The organism is Pacificispira spongiicola (assembly GCF_012926505.1).
In the GTDB taxonomy this organism is placed as follows: Bacteria; Pseudomonadota; Alphaproteobacteria; order UBA8366; family Aestuariispiraceae; genus Pacificispira; species Pacificispira spongiicola.
In genome coordinates this window covers 369,456-394,185 of the sequence record NZ_JABBNT010000003.1, presented here as the reverse complement: position 1 = coordinate 394,185, position 24,730 = coordinate 369,456, and the positions used below count along the sequence as shown (strand labels likewise).

The 24,730-nt window shown below is 63.2% G+C and carries 24 protein-coding genes; 11 read left to right on the top strand and 13 right to left on the bottom strand.

The annotated features are described in order from the left end of the window. The first annotated feature begins 14 nt into the window (after positions 1-14). The gene (gene argB, locus HH303_RS11345; protein WP_227421724.1) at positions 15-947 is read left to right on the top strand and encodes an acetylglutamate kinase; all 933 of its coding nucleotides are present in this window, start codon (positions 15-17) and stop codon (positions 945-947) included. 76 nt (positions 948-1,023) lie between these two features. On the opposite strand, the gene phbB is transcribed toward argB, so the two are convergent. Together phbB and HH303_RS11335 are read right to left on the bottom strand one after the other, a co-directional pair. Then, positions 1,024-1,746, bottom strand: coding sequence for an acetoacetyl-CoA reductase (gene phbB, locus HH303_RS11340; protein ID WP_169625450.1), 723 nt, complete (start codon positions 1,744-1,746; stop codon positions 1,024-1,026). A 140-nt stretch (positions 1,747-1,886) separates the two neighbouring features. Continuing rightward, positions 1,887-2,273 carry a hypothetical protein gene (locus tag HH303_RS11335; protein ID WP_169625449.1) on the bottom strand — a complete coding sequence of 129 codons (387 nt, stop codon included), beginning with the start codon at positions 2,271-2,273 and terminating at the stop codon, positions 1,887-1,889. A 227-nt stretch (positions 2,274-2,500) separates the two neighbouring features. On the opposite strand from HH303_RS11335, the gene HH303_RS11330 reads away from it, so the two are divergent. Beyond that, a complete protein-coding gene (locus HH303_RS11330) occupies positions 2,501-3,676 on the top strand; it encodes a DUF6765 family protein (RefSeq protein ID WP_169625448.1) in 1,176 nt (391 codons plus the stop codon). Between the two features lie 3 nt (positions 3,677-3,679). Here the strand turns inward: HH303_RS11330 and HH303_RS11325 are convergent, their stop codons facing one another. Continuing rightward, entirely contained in the window at positions 3,680-5,200 is a 1,521-nt protein-coding gene (locus HH303_RS11325) for a YifB family Mg chelatase-like AAA ATPase (RefSeq protein WP_169625447.1), read from the bottom strand. Positions 5,201-5,266: 66 nt separating this feature from the next. Further along, on the bottom strand, positions 5,267-5,728 hold the full coding sequence (locus HH303_RS11320; RefSeq protein WP_169625446.1) for a winged helix-turn-helix transcriptional regulator: 462 nt from the start codon (positions 5,726-5,728) through the stop codon (positions 5,267-5,269). A gap of 93 nt (positions 5,729-5,821) precedes the next feature. Here HH303_RS11320 and HH303_RS11315 point away from each other — a divergent pair, with 93 nt between their 5' ends. Further along, positions 5,822-6,070, top strand: a complete 249-nt coding sequence (locus HH303_RS11315) for a hypothetical protein (protein WP_169625445.1) — start codon at positions 5,822-5,824, stop codon at positions 6,068-6,070. Here the strand turns inward: HH303_RS11315 and HH303_RS11310 are convergent. After that, positions 6,036-6,641, bottom strand: a complete 606-nt coding sequence (locus HH303_RS11310; RefSeq protein ID WP_169625444.1) for an alpha-ketoglutarate-dependent dioxygenase AlkB family protein — start codon at positions 6,639-6,641, stop codon at positions 6,036-6,038. The genes HH303_RS11315 and HH303_RS11310 overlap by 35 nt on opposite strands. A 54-nt stretch (positions 6,642-6,695) precedes the next feature. Here HH303_RS11310 and HH303_RS11305 point away from each other — a divergent pair, with 54 nt between their 5' ends. Both HH303_RS11305 and HH303_RS11300 read left to right on the top strand, forming a co-directional pair. Continuing rightward, a complete protein-coding gene (locus tag HH303_RS11305; RefSeq protein ID WP_169625443.1) occupies positions 6,696-7,214 on the top strand; it encodes a tellurite resistance TerB family protein in 519 nt (172 codons plus the stop codon). 32 nt (positions 7,215-7,246) lie between these two features. Beyond that, entirely contained in the window at positions 7,247-8,920 is a 1,674-nt protein-coding gene (locus HH303_RS11300) for an adenylate/guanylate cyclase domain-containing protein (RefSeq protein ID WP_169625442.1), read from the top strand. Between the two features lie 23 nt (positions 8,921-8,943). Here the strand turns inward: HH303_RS11300 and HH303_RS11295 are convergent, their stop codons facing one another. Genes HH303_RS11295 through HH303_RS11285 form a run of 3 tightly spaced genes read right to left on the bottom strand, consistent with a single transcriptional unit; the run spans position 8,944 to position 11,396 of the window. After that, complete coding sequence (locus HH303_RS11295) at positions 8,944-9,549, bottom strand: ankyrin repeat domain-containing protein (RefSeq protein ID WP_169625441.1); 606 nt, start codon at positions 9,547-9,549, stop codon at positions 8,944-8,946. Between the two features lie 6 nt (positions 9,550-9,555). Further along, the gene (locus HH303_RS11290) at positions 9,556-10,317 is read right to left on the bottom strand and encodes a cobalt-precorrin-6A reductase (protein ID WP_169625440.1); all 762 of its coding nucleotides are present in this window, start codon (positions 10,315-10,317) and stop codon (positions 9,556-9,558) included. After that, positions 10,314-11,396: a cobalt-precorrin-5B (C(1))-methyltransferase gene (locus tag HH303_RS11285; RefSeq protein ID WP_169625439.1), complete on the bottom strand. Its 1,083-nt coding sequence runs from the start codon at positions 11,394-11,396 to the stop codon at positions 10,314-10,316. The genes HH303_RS11290 and HH303_RS11285 overlap by 4 nt, the downstream gene beginning before the upstream one ends. Positions 11,397-11,499: 103 nt before the next feature. Here HH303_RS11285 and cobA point away from each other — a divergent pair, with 103 nt between their 5' ends. The 3 genes from cobA to HH303_RS11270 are packed head-to-tail and all read left to right on the top strand — an operon-like array spanning position 11,500 to position 14,238. Beyond that, positions 11,500-12,348, top strand: a complete 849-nt coding sequence (gene cobA / locus HH303_RS11280) for a uroporphyrinogen-III C-methyltransferase (protein WP_227421723.1) — start codon at positions 11,500-11,502, stop codon at positions 12,346-12,348. 7 nt (positions 12,349-12,355) lie between these two features. Continuing rightward, on the top strand, positions 12,356-13,768 hold the full coding sequence (locus HH303_RS11275) for a cobyrinate a,c-diamide synthase (RefSeq protein ID WP_169625438.1): 1,413 nt from the start codon (positions 12,356-12,358) through the stop codon (positions 13,766-13,768). Next, complete coding sequence (locus HH303_RS11270) at positions 13,768-14,238, top strand: YcgN family cysteine cluster protein (protein ID WP_169625437.1); 471 nt, start codon at positions 13,768-13,770, stop codon at positions 14,236-14,238. Before HH303_RS11275 ends, HH303_RS11270 begins: the two co-directional genes overlap by 1 nt. Positions 14,239-14,251: 13 nt before the next feature. On the opposite strand, the gene HH303_RS11265 is transcribed toward HH303_RS11270, so the two are convergent. Both HH303_RS11265 and HH303_RS11260 read right to left on the bottom strand, forming a co-directional pair. Continuing rightward, the gene (locus HH303_RS11265; protein ID WP_169625436.1) at positions 14,252-16,207 is read right to left on the bottom strand and encodes a cache domain-containing protein; all 1,956 of its coding nucleotides are present in this window, start codon (positions 16,205-16,207) and stop codon (positions 14,252-14,254) included. A gap of 226 nt (positions 16,208-16,433) precedes the next feature. Further along, on the bottom strand, positions 16,434-17,969 hold the full coding sequence (locus HH303_RS11260) for a helix-turn-helix domain-containing protein (RefSeq protein WP_169625435.1): 1,536 nt from the start codon (positions 17,967-17,969) through the stop codon (positions 16,434-16,436). A 241-nt stretch (positions 17,970-18,210) separates the two neighbouring features. On the opposite strand from HH303_RS11260, the gene aceA reads away from it, so the two are divergent. Together aceA and HH303_RS11250 are read left to right on the top strand one after the other, a co-directional pair. Next, a complete protein-coding gene (gene aceA, locus HH303_RS11255; protein WP_169625434.1) occupies positions 18,211-19,530 on the top strand; it encodes an isocitrate lyase in 1,320 nt (439 codons plus the stop codon). 220 nt (positions 19,531-19,750) lie between these two features. Beyond that, a complete protein-coding gene (locus tag HH303_RS11250; protein WP_169625433.1) occupies positions 19,751-20,935 on the top strand; it encodes a GGDEF domain-containing protein in 1,185 nt (394 codons plus the stop codon). Here HH303_RS11250 and hemW read toward each other — a convergent pair. Genes hemW through rph form a run of 3 tightly spaced genes read right to left on the bottom strand, consistent with a single transcriptional unit; the run spans position 20,915 to position 23,443 of the window. Beyond that, entirely contained in the window at positions 20,915-22,075 is a 1,161-nt protein-coding gene (hemW, locus tag HH303_RS11245) for a radical SAM family heme chaperone HemW (protein WP_169625432.1), read from the bottom strand. The genes HH303_RS11250 and hemW overlap by 21 nt on opposite strands. A gap of 11 nt (positions 22,076-22,086) precedes the next feature. Beyond that, a complete protein-coding gene (gene rdgB / locus HH303_RS11240; RefSeq protein ID WP_169625431.1) occupies positions 22,087-22,686 on the bottom strand; it encodes an RdgB/HAM1 family non-canonical purine NTP pyrophosphatase in 600 nt (199 codons plus the stop codon). Positions 22,687-22,726: 40 nt separating this feature from the next. Continuing rightward, positions 22,727-23,443, bottom strand: coding sequence for a ribonuclease PH (rph, locus tag HH303_RS11235; protein WP_169625430.1), 717 nt, complete (start codon positions 23,441-23,443; stop codon positions 22,727-22,729). A gap of 171 nt (positions 23,444-23,614) precedes the next feature. Here rph and hrcA point away from each other — a divergent pair, with 171 nt between their 5' ends. Continuing rightward, complete coding sequence (hrcA, locus tag HH303_RS11230; protein WP_169625429.1) at positions 23,615-24,697, top strand: heat-inducible transcriptional repressor HrcA; 1,083 nt, start codon at positions 23,615-23,617, stop codon at positions 24,695-24,697. Positions 24,698-24,730: the final 33 nt, after the last annotated feature.

The window sequence follows — 24,730 nt, the reverse complement described above, 5'->3', positions numbered from 1 at the left end:
GAAAGCACGACGGAATGAGTGGGGACGAGGGTATGACGGCGGAATCGGATAAGGCACGGCGGCGGGTCGAATGGCTGGCCCAGGCGGGAATTCTGACGGAAGCCCTGCCCTATATGCGCCGATACAACGACCAAACCCTGGTCGTGAAATACGGCGGCCATGCCATGGGCGATTCCCGGCTGGCCCGCCTGTTCGCCCGCGATATCGTGCTGTTGAAGCAAGTCGGCGTGGACCCGATCGTCGTGCATGGCGGCGGACCGCAGATCGGTGAAATGCTGAAGCGCATCGAGAAGGAAAGCGTCTTCGTCGACGGGTTGCGCGTCACCGATCAGGAAACCGTCGATATCGTCGAAATGGTCCTGGCCGGCAGCATCAACAAGCAGATCGTCGGCTCCCTTCAAGCCGAAGGCGGCCGGGCCATCGGCCTGTGCGGCAAGGACGGCGGGCTGATCAAGGCGCGCAAGCTGACCCGCACGACCAAGGACCCGGAAAGCAATATCGAAAAGGTTCTCGATCTCGGCTTCGTCGGCGAACCCTATGAATGCGACACGACGATCCTGGACGTCCTGCGGCGCAGCGATTTCATCCCGGTCATCGCGCCGATCGGCCTGGGCGACGACGGCGAGACCTACAATATCAACGCCGACACGGCGGCGGGCGCGATTGCGGGCGCGGCGGGGGCGAAACGCCTGCTGCTGCTGACCGACGTCGCGGGCGTCCTGGACAAGAACGGGGACCTGATCACCGACCTGACCGTTTCGGAGGCCGCGAAGCTTCAGGAACAGGGCGTGATTTCCGGCGGCATGATCCCGAAAATCCAGACCTGCGTCGATGCCATCAATGACGGCGCGGAAGGCGCGGTCATCCTGGACGGCCGCCATCAGCATCAGATCCTGCTGGAACTGTTCACCGAACACGGCACCGGCACCCTGATCCGGCCAGATTGAGCCGTCCGGACACGGCAAAAGCAAAAGGCCCCCGCCATGCGGCAGGGGCCTTTCGTCGTTTCGGCCGGAACGCCGATCAATACATATGCTGACCGCCGTTGATCGACAGGGTCGATCCGGTGATGAACCCGGCGTCGTCCGCGACCAGGAACAGAACGCCGCGCGCGATTTCCTCGGCATGGCCCAGGCGGCCGACGGGGATTTTCGCGATGATCTTGTCCAGGACCTCCTGCGGCACGGCGCGGACCATGTCCGTGTCGATATAGCCCGGCGCGATCGCGTTGACGGTGATGCCGATCTTCGCGCCTTCCTGTGCCAGCGCCTTGGTGAAGCCGTGGATGCCGGATTTCGCGGCGGCATAGTTGACCTGACCGTACTGACCGGCCTGACCGTTGATCGACCCGATATTGACGATGCGCCCAAATTTCCGCGCCCGCATGCCGTCGATCACGGCGCGGCAGCAGTTGAAGCAGGAGCCCAGATTGGTGTCGATCACCGCCTGCCATTGTTCCGGCGTCATGCGGTGCATCGTGCCGTCGCGAGTGATGCCCGCATTGTTCACGACCACGTCGACCGGGCCCAGATCGGTTTCGATCTGTTTGACGGCCGTATCGACGGCGTTGAAGTCGGACACGTCGAATTTGTAGACGGCGATGCCCGTCTCTTTCTTGAAGGCCTCCGCGGCCTGATCGTTGCCGGCGTAATTCGCGGCGACGGTATAGCCGGCGTTTTTCAGGGCGACGGCGATCGCTGCGCCAATGCCGCGCGTTCCGCCGGTTACAAGGGCAACTCTACTCATGTCCTATCCTCCCAGGTTCGGATCGGTGTCTCGGATCGGTTAAAGGGTCCCGCACAAGTCCGTTAATCGCCAGAGTGGCACAATGCCGTGCGCGATGCGACGGTTTTTCCGCCGCACCGCCGATTTTGGGACACGCGAAATCAATCGCGTTTCAAGGACTTGATGGTCAGCGTCAGCTCATCGCGCTCGAAACTCAAATCCTCGACCTCTTGAGGATCGTCCAGTTTCAGCAAGCGCGCCTTGATCTGCCGCAACACCTTTTCCAACTGTTCCGCGACGACCCGCCGGTCGGCCTTCGTCACCTCCTCCAGCACCACTTCCTGTTCCATCATCAGATCGGCGAAGGCGTCCATATCGTGCTTGCCCAGATCCACCAATTGCGCGTCCAGGTCGACCCACAAATCCTCCCATTTGTCGTACAACGCCTTCACCGCCGACCCGCGCCCGCCGCCATGGGATTTCAACGTGTCCTCCATGCTGACCATCAGACGCACGAATTGCCAGACATCCAGGGTAAGATCGGCCATGGGGTTTCCTTTCCAGACTAACGATTTTCGCCAGACCATACGCTGAAGCGGGGTCGTGGTGAATGAATGCTCGCCTACCATATAGAAATCTATCGGTGCGTCACTTCGGTCTCGATGGGGTGATGATAGTCAGCGCACCAAACCAAACCGCCGCAAAAATTCAAGATTATGCATCCATGTAATGGTATAGTTTCTCCATTACTAATGAAAAGTTGTTGGGGGAAACTATGCAAATCGATATGCACTACTATGGTACATACGCTCTTGCACGAGCGGCGGGGCTAAATGCAGAAACGGCAAAAATCATCGCAACTGCGGCGCAATTTGTTGACGACAACGCTGCCAATGTCGGTCTCACACTTGATGCGAATTCGGGCAACGTGTTTGAAGACGGTGCAGCGCGGATTGCGACCGTTGCAACGGCCCATCACGTGTTAGATAAGGCAAATTTGGAAGAAGACGACCAACGCCAGGTGTGGATTCCGTTTCACTTCCTTCCAGGCAACATGGGCGAAAGTTATACGGAACGGTTGAAGTGTCGGATGGACAGCGCCATTGCCCGCGAAATGGTTGATCATCACCTCGGCCTCGCCGACCGCGATTTTTCACCCGCTTTGATCGGCGTTACGGCGCATGTCTATGCCGATACTTTCAGTCATTACGGATTTTCAGGCGTCAGTTCCCGAGGCAATGCGGTCGATAACAGCAGTTTCCAATTCCATGAAGACATCGATGGGCATTCGGACTCAGTCAATTACGACCCTCTCGACCAAAGCGTGAGAGATTACATCCAAGAAAAAATGCGGAAGCATTTTGAAAAAGGCAGCAGTTGGAGCGGTATTTCTATCAAAAATATTCGCAATGCGGTTACCAGTTACGGTGCGGAGATTGCGTCCGGTGCTCTTGGCCACGGGTCTGTGTCGACATTCCCCGATCGCCCTTATCTCGTTTGGGCATTCCGGTATGAGCGACCGGATGCTGTCGCCGGAAACATCAGTTATCGCAACAACCCGGCGACTTTTATGGCTGCAGCCCGTGCCCTGCATCAGATGTTTGACCGTTTTCGTTTGTTACGTCGGGACTTCGATGACGGAACACGGAGAGACTTTGAGGTGATACACGGCATCATAAAGAAGGCCATTCTATTTCAAGGCGAATGCGGGAAGCGAATTGTGGCGTGGCAAGTCGCCGCCGAAGAGCTGGGCATCGGCGAGATTCCACCCTATCAGGACGACTCGTCAGATGAAGGTTGGAACAATCAGTGGGCGCGCCTTGGAGATGGTAAGCATTTTCTCAGCGATGCTGGACAGTCGCCCATATGGAAATTTTATCAGGCAGCCTCCATTCATAGACTTTATGTCTTGCGCGATCTGTTGCCCCGTCATGGGCTGATCGTGCATTAGGCCTTATGATCGCACCGGCACCCGGCGGTAGCTCAATGCCTCCGCGATATGCACGCGGCGGACGCCGTCCGACCCGTCCAGATCGGCGAGGGTGCGGGCGACGCGGAGGACGCGGTGGTAGCCGCGGGCGGAGAGTTTCAAGCGCTCGGCGGCTTCGGTGAGGAGGTGTCGGCCTTCCGCGTCGGGGGCGGCGACCGCCTGCAAGATCTGGCCGTCGGCTTCGGCATTGGTACGCGGGCGGCCGTCGGCGGGATAGGCGGCATAGCGGTCGGTCTGGATCGCGCGGGCGGCGGCGACGCGGGCGGCGACCTGGGCGGAGCCTTCGCTGGGCGGCGGACGGTCCAGATCGGTCGCGCGGACGGCGGGCACGTCAATGGACAGGTCGATACGGTCCAGCAGAGGCCCCGAAATCTTCGCCTGATAATCCAGGGCGCAGCGCGGCGCGCGGGTACAGGCAAGGTCCGGGTCGTCCAGATGGCCGCAGCGGCAGGGATTCATCGCCGCGACCAGTTGCACCCGCGCCGGATAGGCGACATGGGCGTTGACCCGCGCGACGACGGCGCGGCCCGATTCCAGGGGCTGGCGCAGGCTTTCTAGGGCACCGCGCTGGAATTCCGGCAATTCATCTAAAAACAAGACTCCGTTATGGGCCAGGGAGACCTCCCCCGGTTTTGCCCGCTGTCCGCCGCCGACCAGCGCGGGGGTGGAGCTGGAATGATGCGGGTCCCGGAAGGGGCGGCGGTGGGACAGGCCCTGACCGATCATCAGGCCCGCCACCGAATGAATCATGGAGACTTCCAGCGCCTCCGCCGCCGACAGGGGCGGCAGGATGCCGGGCAGGCGGGCGGCCAACATGCTCTTCCCCGCGCCGGGCGGGCCGATCATCAATAGGTTATGCGCGCCCGCCGCCGCGATCTCCAAGGCGCGTTTGGCGGAGTCCTGCCCCTTGATATCGGCAAGATCGGGCAGGACGCCCGGCGGGTCCGCCTGTTTCGGTTCCGGCACACCCATGACCTGGCTGCCGTTCAGATGGTTGATCAGCGCGATCAGGTCCGGCGCGGCGACGATGTCCAGATCGCCCGCCCAGGCGGCCTCTCCCCCCTGGGCGGCGGGACAGATCAGGGCGCGGTCGCTGCCCACCGCCGCCATCGCCGCGGGCAAAATCCCCGCCACCGGCGCCAATCGTCCGTCGAGACCCAACTCGCCCAAAGCCAGATAGCCGTCGACCGCGCCGCTGGGGATCGCCTCCATCGCCAATAGCAGGCCCAGCGCGATGGGCAGGTCGAAATGGCTGCCTTCCTTCAACACATCGGCGGGGGAAAGATTGACGGTGATGCGCTTCGGCGGCAGGGCGAGGCCGATGGCGGCCAGCGCACCGCGCACCCGCTCCCGGCTTTCCGCCACCGCCTTATCCGGCAGACCGACGACGGAAAAGGCAGGCAAGCCCGAGGTCAGCTGGACCTGGGCGTCGATTTCAAGCGTGTCGATACCCTGAAAGGCAACGGTGGGGACATGCGCGACCATGATGGATTTATGCCGCAACCCGAAAGGGTTGTCAGCGGTTAACTTCGCGCGTGGGAGGGTTTGCGGTCAGCGCGGGAGAAGATGCAATCGGGCCGCCGTTTCCGCTGGATTTTCATTCGCGGCCTCCCGTGCGCGGATTTCCGCCATGACTGTGTCGGGTTCGGCCGTCAGGCGCGCGATCAGTTTGCGGCGGCGCTCATTCAGGTCGCAGTATTGGGCGCTCCATTTCATGATCTCGAAGATGACGGGCATCAGGGACAGGCCCTTATCGGTCAGCGTGTAGATATTGGAACGGCGATTGTCCGGGTCCTTCGACACGGTCACCAGCCCTTCCGCCGCCAACCGTTTCAGGCGATCCGCCAGGACATTGGTCGCAATCGCTTCCTCCGCCTCCAGGAATTCGCCGTAGCGCCGCTTGCCGTACAGGATCATGTCGCGCAGGACCAACAGCGTCCATCGGTCGCCGAAAATATCCAGCCCATGCGCCACAAGGCATTGCGATGCGTGTTTCTTGATCGATCCGGTCATAAGCCTTTCCTAAATTATTCACTTGTCTTTCGCAAGCATTATCCGATATGAGTTATCTACTTGCAAAAAACAAGTCATTAAGGAGCAAAGACGATGACCCCCGATACACTTGGGTATTTCGACCGCGACGACCCCCCGGCGCATACCGCGCCCGTCGGATCAGCGGAGGCCGTTCCGTTCCACCGTCAGGTCGCCGAGGGTGTGGCGCAGGCCCATATCCTGCGCGGCCGGGCCGTTCGGCAGGCCCTGGCAACCGTTTTTCTGTTACCCCTGCGCCTTGCGACAATGGTGACGTCACCCCGCGCCGCTAAGGGACGCTCACCCGCCGCAGCGTCACGTTGATCCGCCCCGGCGCGTTCAGCAGGGTCGAACTGCCGCCCAGCACGCGGTCGATGCCGTGGCGGCTTTCGCGGGCCGGGCCGGTCAGCAGGCAGACATCGCCGGACTCCAGCTTCACACTCGCCGTCTTCGCGCCCTTTTCCGGCGGGCCGATGCGGAAGACGGCGCTATCGCCCAGAGAGATCGATAGGACCGGGGCATCCCGGTCGTCCTCGTCCGTATCGCGATGCAGGCCCATTTTCGCATCCGGCGCATACCAGTTGATCAGGCAGGCCTCCGGTTCCGCGTCATAGTCCGCCAGCGCCCGCCAGACGGACAGGATGCTGTCCGGGATCGGCGGCCAAGGGGTGTCGGTGACAGGATGGCGTGCCTGATAGCGGTAGCCGCCCGCCTTGTCCGAGACCCAGCCGAAGGGCCCGGCATTGCTCATCCGCACGCTGAAGGATTTGCCGGTCCGGGGCATGACGGGTTGAAAAAGCGGGGCGGACGTCAGACATTCCCTTATATCCTTTACCATCGCCGCCTGGGCCGCACGATCCAGATAGGCGCGATGCAATTTGAAGCCGTCCATCATGGTGCTACTCTTTCTTGAGAGACGCGCCAAAACAACCCGGAACGATATTTACCCATGCTTGCCAGACTGAAGGCCTTTTTCGCCGCCGAAGCCGCATCCTCCCGCCAAGGGAATCACGAAAGCCATGAATTGCACGTCGCCGCGGCGGCCATGCTCGTTCAGGCGGCCATGTCCGATGGACAGGTCGACCCGGTCGAACGGGAACGGATCGCGGTTCTGGTCGAACGCCATTTCGGTATTCCGAACGCGGAAGTTCAGGAAATCCTGCGCGAAAGCGAAAGCCGCGCCGAAGCGGCCGTCGACATTTTCTCCTTCCTGCGGGTGGTCAACGATCATTTCGACCATGACGAACGGATCATGTTGATCGAAATGCTGTGGGACGTGGTTTATGCCGACGGCGTTCTGGACGATTACGAGGCGAACCTGATCCGCCGCATTTCCGGCATGCTGGGCCTGACGGACGTCGAAAGCGGCACGGCCCGCAAGCGGGTCCTCGCCCGGCGCGAAAACGGGGCGGACGACAGCGACGCAACCCATCCGCTCGATTCCGGACAGGCGACGGATCAAGCGTAGACGCCACACCGCGTCCGGGATATGAAGCCTGGATGATCCGACGCCTTCGCCTTCTCACCGGCCTGACGCTTTTTACCTATGTCGCCACCCATGCCATCGCGCTGGTGGCCGGGAACTATTCCCTGGCCGCGATGGAAGGCCTGCGCCATAGCGTATCGGAAGCCTGGGAAACCTGGCTGGGGCTTTTCCTGCTCTATGGCGCCTTCCTGACCCATCTGTCGCTGGGGCTATACGCGATCTATCGGCGGCGGCGCTGGCGCGGCATGGCCCGCAGCGAGGCCTTGCAGCTGATCACCGGCCTGTCTGTGCCGGTCCTGCTGGCGCTGCATTTCGTCAGCACCCGCATGGCGGAGGTCCTGTACGATCTGGAACCCACCTATCCGTGGATCATGGCGATCTACCTGAAATACGACACGGTCGCCGGGGTGCGGCAGGCGATCACGCTGTTGACCGTGTGGCTGCATGGCTGTCTTGGTCTGTATTTCTGGCTGCGGCTGAAACCGTTCTGGCCGCGCTGGCGTTTCGTCCTGTTCGCAGGCGCGTTGCTGTGGCCGACCCTGTCGCTGACCGGGTTCTGGAAGGCCGGGAACGAGGCTGTGGCAAATGCCGCCGACCCCGCCTGGGTGCGCGCCGTCCTGGCCGATGTCGGCGTGTTGAACAATGACGCGCAGTCCATGCTGTTGACCGTCGAAAATGTCGTGATCCTGATCCTGGCGGGATTGCTGATTGCCACGCTGATCGCGCGGTCGGTCCGGATTCAATTGGAAAAGCGCCGCGGCATGGTTCGGCTGCGCTATGACGACGGACGGGAATTCACCTTCAACCAGGGTCTTTCCCTGTTGGAGGCAAGCCGCGATTGCAACCACCCCCATGCCGGGGTCTGCGGCGGACGGGGCCGCTGTTCCACCTGCCGCGTGCGGGTGCGCAAGGGGGCGGAATTGCTGCCGCCGCCCAGCCCGGCGGAAGTCGCGGTGCTGGAGCGCGTGCGCGCCGGGCCGGATGTGCGTCTGGCCTGTCAGTCCATCCCGGCGGCCGGGTCCATCGAAATCACGCCGCTGCTGCCCCATACGGCGACGGCGCGGCACGGTCATGCCGCCGCGAGCCGTCTGGCCCATGGGCGGGAGGCGACGATTGCGGTGATGTTCTGTGACCTGCGCGGATTCACGCGGGTCAGCGAGGACCGGCTGCCCTATGACACGGTTTTCCTGCTGAACCGCTATTTCGATGCGATGGGACGGGCGATCGAGGAATCCGGCGGTCATCTGGACAAGTTCATCGGCGACGGGGTCATGGCCCTGTTCGGATTGGAAGACGGTGCGGAAGCGGGGTGCCGGAACGCCCTGCGCGCCGCCAAGCGCATGGCGGAACGTCTGGCCGCGCTGAATTCCGGTCTGCGCCAGGATCTGGACCAGCCGCTGCGCATCGGCATCGGCATCCATGTCGGCCCCACGATTGTCGGTGAAATGGGCTATGGCCGCGCGACGCAGATCACCGCCATCGGCGATACGGTGAACACGGCCAGCCGTCTGGAATCCATGACCAAGGAATTTTCGGCGCAGCTTGTCGTGTCGCGCGCCGTTCTGGAAACCGCCGGGCAGCAGGATTTCATGAGCGAGGCGATCACCGAGCATGAGGCCGCCATTCGCGGCCGTCAGCGCCCGTTGCGGGTCCTTGCCGTGGCCGATGCCGCCGCGCTGCCGGTCTAATCTGCCAGTATAAAGAATTCGGCTTATTGGGCGCCGGCGCGTTCCAGAATCTGATCGATTCCCGGCGTGCGGCTTTCGCGGGCCCAGTCCAGGGCGCTGCGTCCCGTATAATCGCGCTGGGTCAGATCCGCCCCGTTATCGACCAATAGTTGGACGACATCGGCATAACCGCCGCGCGCCGCGACCATGATCGGCGTCAGACCCCGTTTGTTGCGGATATTCGGATCGGCACCATTTTGCAGAAGATATTCCGCAACGTAATAATCGCCGCTATCCGCCACCCACAGAAGCGGCGTATTGCCGATCTTGTCGGGCATGTTCACATTCACCTGTTGCTGTATCAAAACGTCCAGCATGGTGAAATCCGCCGCGCGCGCGGCAATGGCGATGCCGTTCAAGCCTTCGAAATCGGTCGATTGCGGGTTTTCGCCCTTCAGGATCAGGGCCCGCACCTCTGCCGTGTCTCCCTTGCGTACGGCCTGGATCAAATCCGGCTCGCCGCTGACAAACAACTGCGCACGCGCATCCGGCACACCGATCAGGGCGACCGTGAAGAAGGACAGGCAGGTCGCAAGAAGCAGGGTTTTGACGGGATTTACGAAGGTCATGTCGGATCGGTCACTTTTCATCAGCTTTCAGGTCAAGGACGCAAGACACTCGGTAATCCGTCGGGCGGCCGTTTCCGGATCGCCCGCGGTTTCGACACCCCGGGGCCGTTCGGGCCGGTCCAGCAGGGCCACCGTGATCCCCAATTCGCGCGCGGCGGCAATCTTGGCATAGGTTGCCGCGCCGCCCGCGTTGCGGGACACCAGCACATCCGCGCCGCGCTCGGACAGTAGTTCGCGCTCCCCGGCCAAGTCAAACGGTCCCTGATCCAAAATCAGGGTAATGTCGGACCGGTCGGTCAGGGCCGGTGGCGGATCGATCGCCCGGACGGTCAATTGCATCCCGGTCAGGCCGGAAAATGCCTCCAACCCCGCGCCGCCCAGGCTGACAAAAGCGTGCTTTCCAAGACCGGGCAAGGCGGCAACCAGCGTGTCGAGATTTTCGAACTCCACCCAGCGGTCGCCCTGTTGCTTCACCCAGGCCGGGCGTTCCAATCGCAACAACGGTACGGCACAACGCGCCGCCGCGAGCGCCGCATTCGCGCCCATCCGCGCGGCATAGGGATGGGTGGCGTCGACCAGATACTGCACCCCTTCCTGTACCAAATACTCCGCCAGACCTCCCGCCCCGCCGAAGCCGCCGATCCGCATCCGACCGGGCAGCGTCTTCGGTGCCGTCGTCCGTCCGGCCAAGGACGTTTTGATATCGTAATCATCGGCCAACAAGGTGGCGAGCCGCCGGGCCTCCCCCGTGCCGCCCAGGATCAGGATGCGCGGTTTCGCCTTCGTCATCCGCCGCCTGCCAGGATCGTGCCGTCCCGATCGACGATCAGGATGTCGATATCGACACCGGGGCAAGCGGCCAGCGCAACCTCCCGCGCCTGACGTGCCACAGCCTGTGCTATCGGGATGCCCGCCGCCGAGCAATGGGACAGGGCCTCCGCCCCCGTATTCGACCCGGCCACCGCCGCGTGCAGACTATCGTCCCCGCCCAAACTTGCGGCCAGGTCGGCCAGCTTTTCCAAGTCCAGCTGACTGCGCGAGGAATGCAGGTCCAGATGGCCTTGCGCAAGCTTTCCCAGCTTCGCGAAGCCGCCCGCGATCGTCAGCCGATCGACCGGGTGACGACGCAGATATTTCAACAAGCCGCCCGCGAAATCGCCCATATCCAGCATCGCCTCCAGCGGCAGGTCGTAGAGCCGCCGCACCGCCACTTCGGACGTCTTGCCCGTCGCGCCCGCAACATGGGTCAGACCGGTCGCCCGCGCCACGTCGATGCCGCGATGGATCGAATGAATCCAGGCGCTGCAGGAATAGGGGATGACGATCCCCGTCGTGCCCAGGATCGACAGCCCGCCGACGATGCCCAGGCGCGGATTCCAGGTCTTTTCCGCCAGCGCCGCGCCGCCGGGCACGGATATTTCCACCGCCAGGTCCAGCGGCGCGCCGGGGGCGTCCAGCACATCGCGCAAATTGGCTTCGATGATCTCGCGCGGTTTCGGGTTGATCGCCGGTTCGCCGGGCGGGATCGGAAGACCGGGCTTGGTCACCATGCCCACGCCTTCCCCGGCCTGAAACACAAGACCGGATCCGGCGGGCAGCGCCGCGACCCGCGCCCGAACCGTCGCGCCATGGGTAATGTCGGGATCGTCACCCGCATCCTTGATGACGGCGGCCGCGGCAAAGCCGTCGCCTATCTCCTGCTCCGTCAGTTTGAAGCTGGGCGTCTGCCCGCGCGGCAGGCGAATCGTCACCGGATCGGGAAAGGCGCGGTCCCGCAAGGCGCAAAACGCCGCCCGTGCGGCGGCGGCGGCGCAGGCGCCGGTGGTCCATCCCCGGCGCAGGCGGATATCGTCGGGCTTGCCTGTCATCGGTCCGGGACAATATAGGGGTTCCCGGAATTCGTCATGCATCCTTCTAATGACCGTTCCTGATGGATGCATAAACAGACACATCGTGTATAGAGTAACGCCTATGAGCAGCGATCGTGACATGACCGACACATTGTTGGCCGGCCTGCCGGGCTTCGACCCCGGCTGGGTCTGGCTTGTCGGCGCCGGGCCGGGCGATCCGGGCCTGCTGACCCTGCATGGCGTCAACGCCCTGCGGCAGGCGGATGTCGTGGTTTATGACGCGCTGGTCGACAGCCGCATCCTGGAGCATGCGCCGAAATCGGCGGAAATGATTTATGCCGGGAAGCGCGGCGGGCGGCCCAGCCCGACCCAGCGGTCGATCACCCTGCGCCTGATCGAACTGGCGCAGGCCGGCAAGCGCGTGCTGCGGCTGAAGGGCGGCGATCCCTTCGTCTTCGGGCGCGGCGGCGAAGAAGCCCTGGCCCTGACGGAGGCCGGGATTCCCTTCCGCATCGTGCCGGGGATTACGGCGGGGATCGGCGGTCTGGCCTATGCCGGGATTCCGGCGACCCATCGCGACACCAATTCCTCCGTCACCTTCATCACCGGCCATTCGGTAACGGGCGAGGTGCCGGACAATCTGAACTGGCAGGCGCTGGCCACCGGCGCGCCGGTCATCGTCCTCTATATGGCCGTCAAGCATATGGGACGGATTGCGGCAAAGCTGATCGACGGCGGGCGCAACCCGGACGATCTGGTCGCCTTCGTTTCCAACGCCGCCACCGCGAAGATGCGCGTCGTCGAATGCCGCCTGTCGGACGCGGGGGAAACCGCGAAAGACGTAGAGGCGCCGGCGGTCATCGCCATCGGCCCGGTGGTCGGCCTGCGCGCCTCCCTGGACTGGATGGGGCGGATGAACGACGGCCGGGTGCTCGTCTCACCCGATACAGCGCAAGACGCCGCCGAATAGCGCCATCGTGACCCCCGGAAACCCTGCGCCCCGCCTTAGCACCGACACCGCCCCCGCGCCCGGCCTGATCCTGTCCGCGCCGGCCTCCGGCAGCGGCAAGACGACGGTCGCGCTCGCCCTGATGCGGGCCTTGGCGCGGCACGGGCTGCGCATCGGACCGGCGAAGGTCGGACCGGACTATATCGATCCCGGCTTCCATACCGCCGCCTGCGGGCGTCCGTCGATCACGCTGGACCCCTGGGCCATGCGCGCCGAAACGCGCGGCGCTTTGACCGGGCAGCTGGCGGCGGACAGCGACCTGATCGTCGCGGAAGGCGCGATGGGCCTGTTCGACGGCGCCGCCGACGGGCGCGGATCCTGTGCCGATCTGGCGGCGGAAACCGGCTGGCCCGTGCTGCTGATCCTGGACGTGAAGGGGCAAAGCGGCAGCGCCGCCGCCGTCTTGCGCGGATTCGCCACGCATCGCCCGGATATCACCATCGGCGGCGTGCTGTTGAACCGGGTCGGCGGTATCCGGCATGCGGATATGCTCGCCTCCGCCATTATGGACACGGTTATGGATATGGGCCTGGATATCCCGATCCTGGGCTGCCTGCCGCGTCAGGCCGATCTGGCGCTCGACTCCCGGCATCTGGGTCTCGTCCAGGCACGGGAACGCGGCGACTTGGACGGGTTCCTGGAACGCGCGGCGGATTGGATCGAGGGCCATGCGGATCTGGACGCCATTCGCGGCATCGCGCGACCCGGCCGCTTAATCGACACGATCGTTGAGCCGGGTTCGCCTTCCGGCTCTTTTCCCCCCGGCTCTTTTCCCCCCGGTCCTCCCCCTCTCGGCCAGCGCATCGCCGTCGCGGTGGATACGGCCTTCGACTTCTCCTATCCGCATATCCTGGATGCGTGGCGGGACGCAGGCGCGGAAATTATGCCCTTCAGCCCGCTGGCCGATCAGGCGCCGGACGACACGGCGGACGCGGTCTATCTGCCCGGCGGCTATCCCGAACTGCACGGGCCGGTCCTGGCGGCGAACGCGACCTTCCTGACCGGCCTGCGCGACCGGGCGGCGGCGGAGGCGGTGATCTTCGGCGAATGCGGCGGTTACATGGTATTGGGTGAGGGCCTGACCGACGCGGACGGTACCCGGCACGTCATGGCGGGGCTGTTGCCGCTGGAAACCAGTTTCGCGGAACGGCGGCTGCATCTGGGATATCGCCGCGCCGTTTTGCGCGCCGATCTGGGCCCCTGGGCCAAGGGCATGCGGCTGGTCGCGCATGAATTCCACTATTCCACCGCGCCGAAGGAAGACACCGACGCACCGCTGTTTTCCGCCCGCGACGCGATGGGTATCGATCTGGGGTCGCTCGGCATGGTTCGGGGCCGGGTCGGCGGCTCCTACCTCCATATCATCGACCGGGAGGTATGATGAGCGACGAAACGCAGCCCTTCTGGAAGACGAAACGCCTGGAGGAGATGAGCCAGTCCGAATGGGAAAGCCTTTGCGACGGCTGCGGTCAATGCTGCCTGCACAAGCTTCAGGATTGGGATACCGGCGACTATTACGTCACCAACTGCGCCTGCAAGCTGTTGGACTGTTTCACCGCGCGCTGCAAAAGTTACGAAGACCGGTTCAAATACGTGCCGGACTGCGTGCAGTTGACGCCGAAGAAGGTCTATGACCTGGATTGGCTGCCCGAAACCTGTGCCTATCGCCTGATCGCCGACGGCAAGGACCTGGAAGACTGGCACCCGCTGGTCTCCGGCAACCCGGAATCCGTCCATCAGGCCGGCATCTCCATCCAGGGCAAGGCCACCGCCGGCGACTACACCCCGGAAGAAATGATGGACCGCATCCAACGCACCATGGCCAGCGGCATCAAGCCGGGGAAGGGGTAGGCCCCTTCCCGCATCATGCCTTCAGGGTCGCCAGGATCCGGTCCGCCCGCTCCGCATTTTCCGGGTTTAGGCTGAATTGCACATGCAGGCAGTCGCCGATCTCCACGATCGTTCCGCGCAGAGAAATGCCGTTGATTTCGATTTCCACGGTTTGGCCGGTCGCCGGGGTCAGCCCCTGCACCACCATGGAGCAGCCGCCGCCGCCAAAATCGGCCAGTGCGCCGTCATACCGCGCGCCCTTGCAAGTGACCGTTATCGGCGCGGTGGTTTCCACCCGTTGGAAATCGCGGCGGTCGCTGACCCGTTCGATTTCCTGAAGGAAATGCCCGACCTCGTCGGACAGCATCGTCGTCTCGTCGGACAGGTGTTTCGCCGTCGCGGCAACGCCGGATGCGGCCTGACCCGAGTTTTCAGCCGCCCCGCGCACGGTATCGATTGCCTGGGCGACATCCGCCGTGCTGGTCGATACTTCGCTGACCGAACGCACGATTTCCGACGTTGCGGCATTTTGCTGTTCCATCGCGGCGGCAATGGATTCCGAAATCGCGGACATGCCGTCGATGCTATCCGTCACGTCGCGAATGGCGGTATCCGTCGACTGGGCGACCGCCTGCATTTCGGAGACGTTCTTGTTGATGTCTTCGATCGCCGCCGCCGTTTGATTGGCGAGGCTCTTCACCTCGTTCGCCACGACGGCAAAGCCCTTTCCGGCCTCGCCCGCGCGGGACGCTTCGATCGTCGCGTTGAGCGCGAGCAGGTTCGTCTGCTGGGCGATCGAGCCGATCAGGTCGACGATTTCGTTGATCCGTTGCGCGGCATCGTGCAGTTCGGTCACCGTCTGCTTCGCCCGGTCCGATTTCCCGATGGCGCCGGTGGTCAGGTCGTTCGCATGTTCGACCTGCCGGGTTACCTCCGCGATCGATGCCGAAAGCTCCTGCGCGGCGGCCGACACAGTCTGCGCGCCGGAACTGGCTTCTTCCGCCGCGGCGCTGACGGCGATTGCCTGTTCCGTCGTCTCGTCCGCGCTGTGCAGAACGGTATCCGCCGATTTGGACATGTCGCTGGAAACGTCGGAAAAGCGGCTCAACGACGCCCGGAAGGATTTGGAGAAATTGTTGAGGAGTTCCTCCATCGCCTTCTGTCGGCGTTCCCGGCGTTCGGTTTCCGCGCGTTCCTGTTCGATCATCGCGCGGCGTTCCACCAATTGTGCCCGCAATTCCACCACAGCGCGGTTGAGGGACCCGATCTCGTCGCGCCGTGCCGTATCGCCGACATCGATATCCAGATTATCCTGTCCCAGACTGGCGATTGCCTGCACTGACCGCGTCAACGGTTTCGCCATGGCGCGCGCGAACAGGGCAGACACGCTCAACATGATCGCCGTCACCGCCAACACCGACACGATCGTGCGCAGGATGATCCAGGATTTGGCGGCCTCGATCTGGTCGATATAGATGCCCGCACCGACGACCCAGCCCCACGGTTTGAACAAGGAAACATAGGACAGCTTGTCGACGGGCACGTCCGACCCGGCCTTCGGCCATTTATAAAGCACCGTGCCCGCGCCCTGAGATTTCGCGGTTTTCACAAATTCCTGGAAGAGAAAGGTGCCGTCCGGATCCTGGATATCGGACGCATCCGTTCCGTCGAGTTCCGGCTTGGCCGGGTGCATTACCACAATGTGATCCAAATCGTTGATCCAGATGTAATTATCCGTCCGGAAGCGGATGCTCCGCACGACGGACATCGCTTTCTCCCTCTTCTCTTGCTCAGAGAGCCCGTCATCCGCCCGATATATGTCGTCGACGATCGAAACCGCGGAATCCACCACCGCCGACAGTTCCTTGGTTTGATCCTGCAGCAGGACATCCACTTGTTCGGAATACGCCCATGCGCCCAGAACCGCGTTCAAGAGCGTTACGAATCCGACGAACAGAAGGAATTTCTTGGAAAAACTGAGATGACGCATGAGGTCCCCACCTTGCCGACGCATAGCTTCCATGCCCGCCGAAAGGTCGGCGGACGCTTAAAAATGTCGGCGCGGGTTTCCGGTTGAATCCGCAAATCCCGGTGATTGACTCTTCGATCCCAAATCGCAGGGCGGTGATACAAACATGGCCCGCCGCAATCAACGCCGGGATAATGTCCAAAATGGAAAAACTGTGGGGCGCGAAATGATACCGACGGCGACGGTGTCAGCGTGTCCCGCCGGGCCGTTCGTGGTGGTGGGGCCAGCCGGGGGCGATGTAGGGGCTGGGGCCGCGCAGGTTTTCTTCGATGCGGAAGCGCAGATGGACCGGCGGGAAGGCGCGTTGGGTGCAGTCCATGCGTTCGCAGATCCGGCAGGCGACGCCGATTTCCGAAAACCGGTCGGAATTCTGCAGATCCAGACCGTCGGCATAGACCATCTCGCGGGCGTGGCGGATGTCGCAGCCCAGGCCGATGGACAGGACGTTGCGCTGCGACCCATAGCCGACGCCACCCTTCACCACCGTGCGCGCGATGCAGAAATAGGCGGTGCCGTCCGGCAGTTTGGAGACCTGGGCCTGAATTTCGCCGGGGTTCAGAAAGGCGGAATAGACGTTCCAGCGGCTGCACGCGCCGCCATGGCGCGGGATCGGCAGGCCGGACAGGGTGAAGCGTTTGGAGATATTCCCGGCCAGATCGACGCGCAGCATATGCAGCGGCACGCCCCGGTTTTCCGGCTTGTTCAGGGTCGTCAGGCGGTGGCAGATCGTCTCAAACCCCGCGCGCCAGCGGTGCTGCAGCAGATCGATGTCGTAGCGCACTTCCCGTGCACTTTTCAGGAATTCGTCATAGGGCAGCAGCAGCGCGGCGGCGAAATAATTGGCCAGGGCAACCCGGCCCAGCGCCTTTGCCTGCCCGTCGCGCAGCCCGTTTTCCAGCAACAGCATGTCGATGACCGATCCGGCGGAGAGCAGCGCGATCTGATAGGCCAGATGGAAGGTCTGGCTGGCCGAGGACAGGCTTTGCGAGATTTCCAGCACCCGTTGCTGCGGATGATAGCGCCGGGACACCACGGTACCCCCGGCCTCCTCGGCGGCATGGCGGGCCTCCACGATATTCACGCGGACCTCATGCGCCTGGGTCAGATAATCGATCAGCGCCTCGGCGGAGCGTGCCTGCCCGCCGACCGTGCCGACCTCCCGCCGCACGCGATCGGCCTCGTCTTCCAGGTCCGCAAAGAAATTGGTCTTGGCCTGGATCATGTCCGACACGACATCCGCCGCCGACTGCGCCGAGGCGCCCAGCCCCCCCAATAATCCGCCGAGACCGCCGTCACCCGCCCCACCACCATCGACGGCGGAGGCCGCGAGGCTGCGCGCATCGGTCAGCGTCGTCTGATAGGCATCGCAAATATGCAAAAGCGCCCGCGCCGTTTCCGGGCTGACCTCCACCAGATCGCGGATATCCGTATTGTGCAGGTCGAAATCCTCGAAGACCGGATTGGCCAGCGCCTCCATCACATCGGAATAGAGGCGGCTTTCCTCTTCCTCCGCCAATTGGTCGACAGGGACCTCGAAAATCTCCGACAGTTTCAGCAAAAGCGGCACGGTCAGCTTACGCCGATTGTGTTCGATCAGGTTCAGATAGCTGGCGCTGACTTGCAGAAGATCGGCGAGGGCTGCCTGACTCAACCGCTTCTCACGGCGCAGACGTCGGATCTTGGGGCCGATCTTGGGCGCGTCCTTGCTGGGTTTTCTGGCCATTGCGGCGATCCTGATTTACTAGCTTTACGAATAGAAAAGCATTTTCTGGAAATCTTTACAATATGTCATGTCGGTTAGCGTTGTGCGCCGCATCAATCGCCCGTATTCCAGTGCATAGAGATCGACCGGACGAGATCGACAGCCGTTTGTAAAGGCATTGACTAGATCATCGTCCGGCGGAGGGAGGCACGGTTACGAAACCCTCTTCAACACATTGGAACACGACGGAAGGATTGAGACGATGGATAGCTTGGGACCGAACGGCAACTGGGAATGGAACGACGGCGCGAACGATAGCTGGGATGCCCCGGACTACGCGCCGGAACGCTGGGCCACCACGCGCCGCGATTACACGAAGGCCGACGTGGCGAAGCTGCGCGGCTCCATCCAGATCCGCCACACGCTGGCCGAACTGGGTGCGAAGAAACTGTGGAAGTTGATCACCGAAACGCCCTATGTGAACACGCTGGGGGCTTTCACCGGCTGTCAGGCGACGCAGCATGTCCGCGCCGGTCTGAACGCCATCTACCTGTCCGGTTGGCAGGTCGCGGCGGACGCCAACAACGCCGGTCAGATGTATCCGGACCAGTCGCTGTATCCGGTGTCCTCCGTCCCGCAGGTGGTGGAGCGGATCAACAATGCTTTCATCCGTCAGGACCAGATCCAGACGATGGAACGCCTGAACGGCGAAGACACGACCGATATCGACTGGTTCGCGCCGATCGTGGCCGATGCCGAAGCCGGTTTCGGCGGGCCGCTGAACGTCTTCGAACTGATGAAGGCGATGATCAAGGCCGGTGCGGCGGGCGTCCATTTCGAAGACCAGCTGTCGTCGGAAAAGAAATGCGGCCATCTGGGCGGCAAGGTTCTGCTGCCGACGCAACAGGCCGTGCGCAACCTGTCTTCGGCCCGTCTGGCCGCCGACGTCATGGGCGTCCCGACGATCATCATGGCCCGCACCGATGCGGAAGCCGCGCGTCTGATCACCTCCGATCATGATCCGGCGGACAAGCCCTTCCTGACCGGCGAGCGGACGTCCGAAGGCTTCTACCGCATCACCGGCGGCATGGATATGTGCATCGCCCGCGGCCTGGCCTTCGCGCCCTATGCCGATCTGCTGTGGATGGAAACCTCCACCCCCAGCCTGGAACAGGCGAAGCAGTTCGCCGACGCGATCCACGCCGAATTCCCGAACCAGATGCTGGCCTATAACTGCTCCCCGTCCTTCAACTGGGCGAAGCATCTGGGCCCGCAGGAATGCGAAGCCTTCCAGCGCGAGCTGGGCAAGATGGGCTACAAGTTCCAGTTCATCACCCTGGCCGGGTTCCACAGCCTGAACTACGCCACGTTCGAACTGGCGCGGGCTTACAAGGATCGCGGCATGGCGGGTTACTCCGAACTGCAGCAGGCGGAATTCGCGGCGGAAGCCAACGGTTTCTCCGCCACCCGCCACCAGCACGAAGTCGGCGTCAGCTACTTCGACGCGGTCAACACCACGACCGCCCGGGACAGTGCCACGACCGCCATGTCGGAATCGACGGAAACGGCGCAGTTCCACTAATGCGAAGCGCGAAAAGCGCCCAAGTTTAGGGAGAGGTTGGTACCCCCTGTTGGGAGAACGCCCGTCGGAGAAATCCGGCGGGCGTTTTCTCTTGTGACGTCCCCGTCCCGATATCGTGACCAATATCGCTGTTGAACAGCGCCCGCGCAGCACGGCATAGTTCCCGCCGAGTTTTTGGGGCCCGTCGAAACGACGGTCCGTTGGGGGCAGAGTTTGGTAAATGTTTGATCCGGCGACGTTGGTCTTCACCTTCTTCACCGCGCAATGCGCCGGCACCGTCGCCCTGACCGCCGTCTGGTTCATCAACCGGCAGGTGCCGGGTATCGGATGCTGGGTCCTGGCGCGGGCGGTTTTGGGTTTGGGGCTGCTGCTGTTCCTGCTGCGGATCGAAATTCCGCTCGCGGCCTCCGCCCTGATCAGCACCTCTCTGGTCCTGCTCGGCCACTTCCTGGCAATCGCCGGATCGCGGCGCTTCATGGAACGCCCGCAGCTGCCCCTGCGGTGGATCGTCCTGTTCTTCGCCGTCTATCTGCCCGTACTGGGTTATTTCGCGTCGGTCCATCCGGACTCCGCGATCCGTCATATCGTCGTATCCGTGGCGCTGGCCGGGGTATCCTTCCTGAACGTCTGGTCCCTGTGGCCCGACCGGGACAGCGTGGTGCGGGTCTCGCCGCGCGTGATGGCCGGAATCTACGCCTTCACCGGATTGCTGTATGTCGGACGGGCAGGCTATCAATTCTCGGCGTTGGCCGGGCATCCGCTGATCGACCCGACGACCGATATCGTGCTGGTGATGCTGGAAGGGACGGCCGCCTCGGTCCTGATCGCCTCGACCTATATCACCATGGTGACGGAACACCTTCAGGCCGATCTGCGCCAGCAGGCGGAAACCGACCCGCTGACCGGACTGTTCAATCGCCGCGCCTTCGACCGGCTGGCGCAACGCGACGTGCAGACGGCACGGCGGCATCACGATCCGACCTTCCTGCTGTTCCTCGATCTGGACAGGTTCAAATCGGTCAACGACCGCTTCGGGCATCTGGCCGGGGACCGCGTGATCGTCGGCCTGGCGGAAACGATAACCGCCTGCATCCGCGACACGGACTTGTCCGCCCGCTTCGGCGGGGAAGAATTCGCCGTCCTGCTGCCGCGCACAAGCCTGGATTCCGCCAAAACCGTGGCCGAACGCATTCGGCAAAGCCTGGAAAGCAAGACTTTCGAAGGCGAAGGCGTCGCCTTTTCCGTGACGATCAGCATCGGCATGGCCGCCTTGGACGGGGGGCAGGACGACCTGTCCGGCCTGATGCGCCGGGCGGACCGCGCCCTTTACAGCGCAAAGGAAGCGGGAAGAAACCAGGTCGTTATCGCGCCGAGACCGGTGGAATCAGGCCAGCAGGTAGCCTAGAACCGCGTTGAGCCGTAGGCGGCCCGCCGGGGTCATGGCCAGAGCACCATCGGCCAAGACGGCATAGTCTTCGTCGATCAGGTTTTGCAGGCGGTCTGCGTCCAGCGCCTCGAAACCCCGTCCCGTCGCCCGGATCAAGCGGTCTTCCGGCACGCCGTCGGACAGGCGCAGGCCCATCAACAGGATTTCACGGTACTGGCGGTCGGCGTCTACTGCCTCAACCTCGTTCAGGCCATGGCCGTCGCGCTCCACCGCCTCGATCCAGCGCTCGGGCAGGCGCTGGCGGGTGGTGGCGCGCTTCGCCCCGTCCCGCGTTTCCCTTCCATGCGCGCCGGGGCCGATACCGACATAATCCCAATAGCGCCAATAGGCGAGGTTGTGGCGGCTTTCCGCGCCGGGGCGGGCATGGTTGGACACTTCATAGGCAGGCAGGCCCAGCGCTTCCAACCGTTCCTGCGTCGCATCGTACAGCGCGGCGCCGACCTCCTCATCCGCCGTCAGGGTCTCGCCCAACTGACTGCGGGTATAGAAACGCGTGCCGGATTCGATGGTCAGCTGATAGAGCGACAGGTGATCCGCCGCCAGCCCGATCGCCTGTTCCAGTTCCGCGGCCCAAGCCTCCGGCGTCTGGCCCTTCCGGGCATAGATCAGATCGAAGGACATCCGCGGAAAATTCTCCCGCGCCAGATCGATGGCCGTCATCGCCTCCGCCGCCGAATGTTCGCGGCCCAGGAAGCGCAGGGACTCGTCGTCCAGTGCCTGGATTCCCAGCGAGACACGGTTCACCCCGGCATCGCGATAGTCCCGGAACCGGCCCGCCTCGACGGAAGTCGGATTGGCTTCCAGCGTGATTTCGATATCCTGGGCGGGCGCGACGCGGGCGGTTGCGCGATCGATCAGCGCCGCCGTGGTTTCCGGGTCCATCAGTGACGGTGTGCCGCCGCCGAAAAAAATGGAGGTCAGCGTGCGATCTTCGAACCCCACCAGTGCCGCATCCAGTTCCGCCAGCAAGGCGGTGCGCCACCGGGCCTGATCGATACCGTCACGGACATGGCTGTTGAAATCGCAATAGGGGCATTTGGCCTTACAGAAGGGCCAATGCACATAAAGCGCCAAAGGGGACGCCGAAGAGGACGCCATTGGGGGCACGCTCATTTGGTAAAGCAGGCCTCGACGAGCTTTTTGAAAGCAACCGCGCGATGACTGATCGCATGCTTTTCGTCGGGGTCCATCTCGCCGAAGGTCCGTGTATCGCCGGTCGGCACGAAGATCGGATCGTAGCCGAAGCCTTGGTCGCCCCGGCCCGGTTCCACGATCTCGCCGGAAACCGTGCCTTCGAAGACCTCGCTATGGCCGTCGGGCCAGGCCAACGCCAAGGCGCAGACGAAGGTTGCGGATTTGTCCGTCTGGCCCTTCAGTGCCCGGTGCACGCGGTTCATCGCCAGATCGAAATTCTTGTTCTTGCCGCCCCAGCGCGCGGAATAGATACCGGGCGCCCCGTCCAGGGCCGCGACGGCAAGGCCGCTGTCGTCGGCCAGCGCGGGCAGTTGCGCCGCCTCCGCCGCCGCCTTCGCTTTCAACAGGGCGTTGGCGGTAAACGTGTAACCGGTTTCATCCGGTTCCGGCAGGCCCAGGTCCCCGGCGGACACGACCTCGATACCGAACGGCCGCAGAAGATCGCCGATTTCCCGCACCTTGCCCTGATTGTGACTGGCGATTACCAGCTTGCCGCCATCGACCTGTCGCGCCATGCGTCCCCTGTTTCCCCGAAAGCGGTGTTAACCCGCCGCGTTAACCTGCCGCCTCGATTACATTTTTTTGCGCTTCCGTGAGACTAGCACAACCTTTTTTCGCAAGCTGCAAAAGAGAAAGGAATTCGGTTTCAGCGAACGGCTCGCCTTCCGCCGTGCCTTGAATCTCGACAATGCCGCCGGTGCCGGTCAGCACGAAATTGGCGTCGGCCTGGGCCGTCGAATCCTCGTCATAGTCGAGGTCGAGCACCGCATTGCCGTTATAAAGGCCGCAGGAAATGGCCGCCACGGAACCGGTCAGCGGCGATTTTTCGACCGCGCCCAGCTTTTGCATATGCTTCAACGCCAGGGCCAGCGCGACATAACCGCCGGTAATTGCCGCCGTGCGCGTGCCGCCGTCGGCCTGGATGACGTCGCAGTCGATACGGATCTGGCGTTCGCCCAGCAATTTCATATCGGTGATCGCGCGCAGGGACCGGCCGATCAGGCGGCTGATTTCCTGGGTACGGCCGCCGCTGGCGGTACGCTTGCGGTCCATGCGGCTGTGCGTGGAGCGCGGCAACATGCCGTATTCCGCCGTTACCCAGCCCTTGCCCGTATTGCGCAGGAAGGACGGCACGCCGTCTTCCACCGACGCGGTGCACAGGACATGCGTATTGCCGAATTTCGCCAGGCACGACCCTTCCGCATAGCGCGATACATCGGGTTCGAGCGCGATGTCGCGCAACTGGTCGAGATTTCTGCCGGACGGGCGCATGGAAACTCCTGATCATTCATGGAAAGCAATAGAGGCGGTTCTGCGGAGGGTTTAAAGGTTCGGCGGCAATTCGTCCAGCACTGGCCCGTCTAGCACTGGCCGTCCAGCCTGGGCACTTGTCTCGCCGTGCCGATTGACGCTTGCCGGAGGTCTACCTACATTTTCGGGACCATGATCACAGAGTTGAACGATCGATCCAGAGATATCCTGCGCCTCGTCGTCGAGGCTTTTGTCGAAACCGGAGAACCCATCGGGTCCCGGACCCTGTCGCGTATGCTGCAGACGGGTCTGTCCCCGGCGACGGTCCGCAACGTCATGGCGGATTTGGAAGATGCGGGCCTGCTCTATGCGCCGCATACCTCCGCCGGGCGTTTGCCGACGGATCGCGGGGTGCGGCTGTTCGTCGATGGGCTGCTTCAGTCGGGGCAGTTGAGCCAGGACGACCGCGAGGCCATCGAACGGCAATGCGCCACGGCGGGCCGGTCGGTCACCCAGATGCTGGAGGAGGCCTCCACCCTGATGTCGGGGTTGAGCCGCTGCGCCAGTCTGGTCATGGCGCCGAAGACCGAAGGCATCCTGAAACATATCGAATTCGTGCCGCTGGGGCCGGGCCGGGCGCTGGTCGTCATGGTCACGGAAACCGGCATGGTGGAAAACCGGGTCATCGACCTGCCGCTTGGCCTGCCCTCATCCGCCCTGATCGAAGCGACGAATTATCTGACCGCGCGCCTGGTCGGGCACAGCGTCGCAGACGCCCGCGACCGCATCGCCGACGAGATCGACGCCCATAAGGTCCAGATTGACGATCTGACCGCGAAAATCGTGGAGGCCGGTCTGGGCACCTGGTCCGACATCGCGTCGGGCGAAGGCGTGCTGATCGTGTCCGGACAGTCCAATCTTTTGGAAGACGTCACGGCGGTCGGGGACCTGGAACGCATCCGGGCGCTGTTTTCAGCGCTGGAAGCGAAACAGAACCTGTGGAAGCTGCTGGACGCGGCGGAAGGGGCGCAGGGCGTGCAAATCTTCATCGGCGCGGAAAACGATCTGTTTTCCATGGCCGGATGTTCCCTGATCGTCGCGCCCTATTCGAATGGCCGCAAGGACGGCGGCGGCGAGAAGATCGTCGGCGCCATCGGCGTTCTGGGTCCGACACGCATGAATTACGCCCGCATCATCCCGATGGTCGACTATACGGCGAAAGTCGTGGGACGTTTGGTCGGCGGGGGTGGCGGCGTCAGCGGCGGCGGAACCTGACGACAATCACCATATAAGACCATATAGACTTGT

Excerpts from the sequence above, each read along its gene's own strand:
- argB (WP_227421724.1), top strand. The coding sequence starts at position 15 with ATGAGTGGGGACGAGGGTATGACGGCGGAATCGGATAAGGCACGGCGG.
- phbB (WP_169625450.1), bottom strand. The coding sequence starts at position 1,746 with ATGAGTAGAGTTGCCCTTGTAACCGGCGGAACGCGCGGCATTGGCGCA.
- HH303_RS11335 (WP_169625449.1), bottom strand. The coding sequence starts at position 2,273 with ATGGCCGATCTTACCCTGGATGTCTGGCAATTCGTGCGTCTGATGGTC.
- HH303_RS11330 (WP_169625448.1), top strand. The coding sequence starts at position 2,501 with ATGCAAATCGATATGCACTACTATGGTACATACGCTCTTGCACGAGCG.
- HH303_RS11325 (WP_169625447.1), bottom strand. The coding sequence starts at position 5,200 with ATGGTCGCGCATGTCCCCACCGTTGCCTTTCAGGGTATCGACACGCTT.
- HH303_RS11320 (WP_169625446.1), bottom strand. The coding sequence starts at position 5,728 with ATGACCGGATCGATCAAGAAACACGCATCGCAATGCCTTGTGGCGCAT.
- HH303_RS11315 (WP_169625445.1), top strand. The coding sequence starts at position 5,822 with ATGACCCCCGATACACTTGGGTATTTCGACCGCGACGACCCCCCGGCG.
- HH303_RS11310 (WP_169625444.1), bottom strand. The coding sequence starts at position 6,641 with ATGATGGACGGCTTCAAATTGCATCGCGCCTATCTGGATCGTGCGGCC.
- HH303_RS11305 (WP_169625443.1), top strand. The coding sequence starts at position 6,696 with ATGCTTGCCAGACTGAAGGCCTTTTTCGCCGCCGAAGCCGCATCCTCC.
- HH303_RS11300 (WP_169625442.1), top strand. The coding sequence starts at position 7,247 with ATGATCCGACGCCTTCGCCTTCTCACCGGCCTGACGCTTTTTACCTAT.
- HH303_RS11295 (WP_169625441.1), bottom strand. The coding sequence starts at position 9,549 with ATGAAAAGTGACCGATCCGACATGACCTTCGTAAATCCCGTCAAAACC.
- HH303_RS11290 (WP_169625440.1), bottom strand. The coding sequence starts at position 10,317 with ATGACGAAGGCGAAACCGCGCATCCTGATCCTGGGCGGCACGGGGGAG.
- HH303_RS11285 (WP_169625439.1), bottom strand. The coding sequence starts at position 11,396 with ATGACAGGCAAGCCCGACGATATCCGCCTGCGCCGGGGATGGACCACC.
- cobA (WP_227421723.1), top strand. The coding sequence starts at position 11,500 with ATGAGCAGCGATCGTGACATGACCGACACATTGTTGGCCGGCCTGCCG.
- HH303_RS11270 (WP_169625437.1), top strand. The coding sequence starts at position 13,768 with ATGAGCGACGAAACGCAGCCCTTCTGGAAGACGAAACGCCTGGAGGAG.
- HH303_RS11265 (WP_169625436.1), bottom strand. The coding sequence starts at position 16,207 with ATGCGTCATCTCAGTTTTTCCAAGAAATTCCTTCTGTTCGTCGGATTC.
- HH303_RS11260 (WP_169625435.1), bottom strand. The coding sequence starts at position 17,969 with ATGGCCAGAAAACCCAGCAAGGACGCGCCCAAGATCGGCCCCAAGATC.
- aceA (WP_169625434.1), top strand. The coding sequence starts at position 18,211 with ATGGATAGCTTGGGACCGAACGGCAACTGGGAATGGAACGACGGCGCG.
- HH303_RS11250 (WP_169625433.1), top strand. The coding sequence starts at position 19,751 with ATGTTTGATCCGGCGACGTTGGTCTTCACCTTCTTCACCGCGCAATGC.
- hemW (WP_169625432.1), bottom strand. The coding sequence starts at position 22,075 with ATGGCGTCCTCTTCGGCGTCCCCTTTGGCGCTTTATGTGCATTGGCCC.
- rdgB (WP_169625431.1), bottom strand. The coding sequence starts at position 22,686 with ATGGCGCGACAGGTCGATGGCGGCAAGCTGGTAATCGCCAGTCACAAT.
- rph (WP_169625430.1), bottom strand. The coding sequence starts at position 23,443 with ATGCGCCCGTCCGGCAGAAATCTCGACCAGTTGCGCGACATCGCGCTC.
- hrcA (WP_169625429.1), top strand. The coding sequence starts at position 23,615 with ATGATCACAGAGTTGAACGATCGATCCAGAGATATCCTGCGCCTCGTC.